The sequence below is a fragment of the Pseudomonas sp. FW305-28 genome (assembly GCF_017351395.1).
GTDB lineage: Bacteria > Pseudomonadota > Gammaproteobacteria > Pseudomonadales > Pseudomonadaceae > Aquipseudomonas > Aquipseudomonas fluorescens_AA.
Genome location: NZ_JACNDD010000270.1, coordinates 1 through 3,401, shown reverse-complemented (window position 1 = coordinate 3,401; position 3,401 = coordinate 1). Strand labels below are relative to the sequence as shown.

At 63.2% G+C, this 3,401-nt stretch carries 5 protein-coding genes; 3 read left to right on the top strand and 2 right to left on the bottom strand.

Annotation, left to right across the window (positions count from 1 at the left end; genetic code table 11):
• The first annotated feature begins 1 nt into the window (after position 1).
• Complete coding sequence (locus tag J4E53_RS30155) at positions 2-583, top strand: alpha/beta hydrolase (RefSeq protein WP_060739717.1); 582 nt, start codon at positions 2-4, stop codon at positions 581-583.
• Between the two features lie 47 nt (positions 584-630).
• Entirely contained in the window at positions 631-1,566 is a 936-nt protein-coding gene (locus tag J4E53_RS30150; RefSeq protein WP_103311388.1) for a sigma 54-interacting transcriptional regulator, read from the top strand.
• 140 nt (positions 1,567-1,706) lie between these two features.
• Here the strand turns inward: J4E53_RS30150 and J4E53_RS30145 are convergent, their stop codons facing one another.
• A complete protein-coding gene (locus J4E53_RS30145) occupies positions 1,707-2,462 on the bottom strand; it encodes a slipin family protein (protein WP_371919238.1) in 756 nt (251 codons plus the stop codon).
• A 7-nt stretch (positions 2,463-2,469) separates the two neighbouring features.
• On the bottom strand, positions 2,470-2,994 hold the full coding sequence (locus J4E53_RS30140; protein ID WP_103311390.1) for an NfeD family protein: 525 nt from the start codon (positions 2,992-2,994) through the stop codon (positions 2,470-2,472).
• A 148-nt stretch (positions 2,995-3,142) separates the two neighbouring features.
• Between J4E53_RS30140 and J4E53_RS30135 the strand changes: the two genes are divergently transcribed.
• A complete protein-coding gene (locus J4E53_RS30135; protein ID WP_060739718.1) occupies positions 3,143-3,397 on the top strand; it encodes a DUF2789 domain-containing protein in 255 nt (84 codons plus the stop codon).
• Positions 3,398-3,401: the final 4 nt, after the last annotated feature.

Genomic DNA, 3,401 nt, shown 5'->3' with positions numbered 1-3,401 from the left:
CATGCGCAACGAATCGATTCGCTACCTGATTGTGCCGGGCTGGCAAGGATCGCCGGAAAATCATTGGCAAACCCACTGGCAGAACAGCCTGCCCAACAGTGCCAGGGTCGAGCAGGCCGACTGGGTGACGCCTCGGCGTGAAGACTGGGTCGCGGCGCTGGCCGAGGCCGTGGCCGCTGACAGCACGCCGGTGATCCTGATTGCCCATAGCCTGGGTTGCATCACGGTGGCCCATTGGGCCGCCACCGCGCCGGTGCAGTTTTTGCGGCAGGTGCGTGGGGCGTTACTGGTGGCGCCGGCGGATGTCGAGCGGCCAGCCTGCGTCCCGGCGCTGCGCAACTTCGCGCCGATTCCCAGCGATCTGTTGCCGTTCCCAAGCCAAGTGGTCAGTTCCGACAACGACGACGCCGTGAGCGCCCCACGCGCTCTGGAACTGGCGCGCAACTGGGGGGCCGAGGCCGGAATCCTGGCCGGGGCGGGGCATATCAACGTGAAGTCCGGCCACCAGCGTTGGGAGCAGGGTTTCGCTTATCTCTATCGTCTGCAAAACCGCATGGAGCATCACGCCCTGCGTCGCGCCTGAATTTTTAGCGCCCCCCGTCTCCCGGCGGTCTGGGGCGGGAGCCTGCCATGAGTTTGCATGAAACCTTCGGTCAGCCCTTGCTGACCTTTCCCGATGCGGAAAAAAGCCCCCTGAGCATTCGCGCCAAGGCGCTGGTGTTTGTCGACCCCCGTTCACGGCAGTTGCGCCAGGAGTTGGAGCAACTGGCGCCCCGTGCGATCTCGGTGCTGATACGCGGCGAAACCGGTAGCGGCAAGGAACTGCTGGCCCGGCATATCCATCGCGAAAGCGATCGCGGCGGATTGTTTGTGTCGGTCAACTGCGGCGCCATCAGTCCGACCTACGCCGACGCCGAACTGTTCGGGTATGCCGCCGGCAGCTACAGCGGCTCGGCCAGCAGCCGGGCCGGTTGGTTCGGTTCGGCCAACGGCGGCACCCTTTACCTGGATGAAATCGGCGATTTGCCGCTGCCGATCCAGATCAAGTTGCTGGCGGCCCTGGAGAACCACGAAGTCACCCGTGTCGGCGCCCACCAGCCCAGTCCGGTGGATGTCCGCCTGGTCGCGGCCACCAGTATCGACCTGGCGCAAGCGGTGGCGGCCGGGAAATTCCACGAACGGCTCTACCACTACCTGGGCGAAGGCCGACTGGAACTGCCAGCCCTGCGTGAACGGGTGGGCGATATTCTGTCCCTGGCCGAATACTTCCTGGGCATCTACAGCCAGCGACTTGGCCTGGCCGTGCCGCTGATCAGTGAAGCGGCGCAGCATGCCCTCGAACAGCACAGTTGGCCGGGCAACACCCGCGAGTTGGAAAACGTCATTCACTTCGCGTTGCTGGTCAGCACCGGTGACGAGATTTTACCCGAGCACCTGAATTTGCCGCCCCAGCCTTCAGTGCCGGAACTGATCGAGCAGCGAGTGGCACAGGTCATCGCAGGGGGATCGGAAGGTGAGCGTGCCGCACTCAAGGTGCTGCTCAGTCGATTGGGCTCGACGCTGTAAGCGTGGCTGCCCCGCTCTTGTGGCGAGGGCGCTTGCTCCCGCTGGGCTGCGTAGCGGCCCCAAGATCTTGCGGTTGCTGCGCAACCGAGCGGGAGCAAGCTCCCTCGCCACAGGGGCACGCTTGTGCCTTGTCTAACCCATCACGGCTTGTTGGGCGACAACTCCGCCATCCCCTTGAGCAATTCGATCGGCAAGGGGAAGACGATGGTGGAGCTTTTATCCCCGGCAATCGAGCCCAGCGTCTGCATGTAGCGCAGTTGCATGGCGCCTGGCTGGCGCCCGAGCATTTCGGCGGCCTGCATGAGTTTTTCCGAGGCTTGCAACTCGCCTTCGGCGTGGATCACTTTGGCCCGGCGTTCCCGCTCGGCCTCGGCTTGGCGGGCGATGGCGCGGATCATGGATTCGTTGAGGTCCACGTGCTTGATCTCGACGTTCGCCACCTTGATGCCCCAGGCGTCGGTCTGGGCGTCGAGCACTTGCTGGATGTCACCATTCAATTGCTCGCGCTCGGCCAGCAGTTGGTCCAGGTCATGTTTGCCGAGGACTGCGCGCAACGTGGTCTGGGCCAGTTGGCTGGTGGCCATGAGGAAATTTTCGACCTGGATGATCGCCTTCTGCGGGTCGAGCACACGGAAATACAGCACCGCATTGACTTTCACCGAGACGTTGTCCCGGGTGATCACGTCCTGGGGCGGTACGTCGAGGACAATGGTGCGCAGGTCGACGCGGATCATCTGCTGTACCACCGGAATCAGCAGGATCAACCCCGGTCCCTTGACCTGCCAGAACCGTCCTAGCTGGAACACCACCGCGCGTTCGTATTCGCGCAGGATCCGGAATGTCGCTCCCGCCAGCGCGATCACCAGCAGCAACAGCAGCACAAAACCGATTTGCATGCCCATCTCATACCCCTCCGGAGTCAGCGGCGGCCACTTCCAGCAGCAAACCCTTGCGGGCGATGACCCGCACCGCTTGCCCAGGCCGCAGCGGCGTCGCGCTTGCCACTTGCCAGCGTTCGCCTTCCAACTGGACCCAGCCATGATGATTGTTGCCGGCCTGCAACGCGGTCACCGCCGTGACGCTGCCCAGCAGTCTGGCATCGCCGCTGATGGGTTGGCGCGGCCGCGTTTTCAATGCACGGACCAGCAGTGCGAGCAACAGCAAGGCACTGATCAGGCCCAGGCCGAGCATCAGCGGAACCGGTACATCGGCGTTGGTCAGGATGACCGCGCCAATCACACACAAGACAATGCCACCCAGCCCCGCGACGCCGTAATTGGGCAAGGCTGCCTCGAAGACCAGCAAGGCCACGCCAACGGCGATCAGCCAGAAACCCAGGGGATCGGTGCCTGGCGGCATGAGGCCATCGGCGCCGAACGCGGCTCCGCCGATCGCCAGCAGCGCAACCGTCAACCAGTGAATGTTCACGGGATCCTCCGCAACGTGTCGTCGTCGGGATGTTATTCAAAGTCTAGTCGAGTCGGGGGTTGATTGAATTTTGATCAGTCTGGCGGTCGGCGAGGGGCTAGACTGCCTAGGAACAACCCCGTCATCCACTCATGTCCAGGAGCCCCCTATGGAACCGCCGATCCACACCCTTCGCGCATTGTTCAAGCAACTGGGCTTGCCCGATGACGCCATTGGCATTGATCAGTTCATCGCCACGCATTCACCCCTCAAGCCCGGATTGCACTTGGCCGATGCGTTTTTCTGGAATGAGGGCCAGCGGCAAATGCTGCGCGAGGAAATCCTCGAGGATGCGGACTGGGCGGAAGTGATAGACCAGTTGGATGTGTTGATGCGCAAGGGGCGTAGCGAGCGACCTGCCTGAGAGA

Excerpts from the sequence above, each read along its gene's own strand:
- J4E53_RS30155 (WP_060739717.1), top strand. The coding sequence starts at position 2 with ATGCGCAACGAATCGATTCGCTACCTGATTGTGCCGGGCTGGCAAGGA.
- J4E53_RS30145 (WP_371919238.1), bottom strand. The coding sequence starts at position 2,462 with ATGCAAATCGGTTTTGTGCTGCTGTTGCTGCTGGTGATCGCGCTGGCG.
- J4E53_RS30150 (WP_103311388.1), top strand. The coding sequence starts at position 631 with ATGAGTTTGCATGAAACCTTCGGTCAGCCCTTGCTGACCTTTCCCGAT.
- J4E53_RS30135 (WP_060739718.1), top strand. The coding sequence starts at position 3,143 with ATGGAACCGCCGATCCACACCCTTCGCGCATTGTTCAAGCAACTGGGC.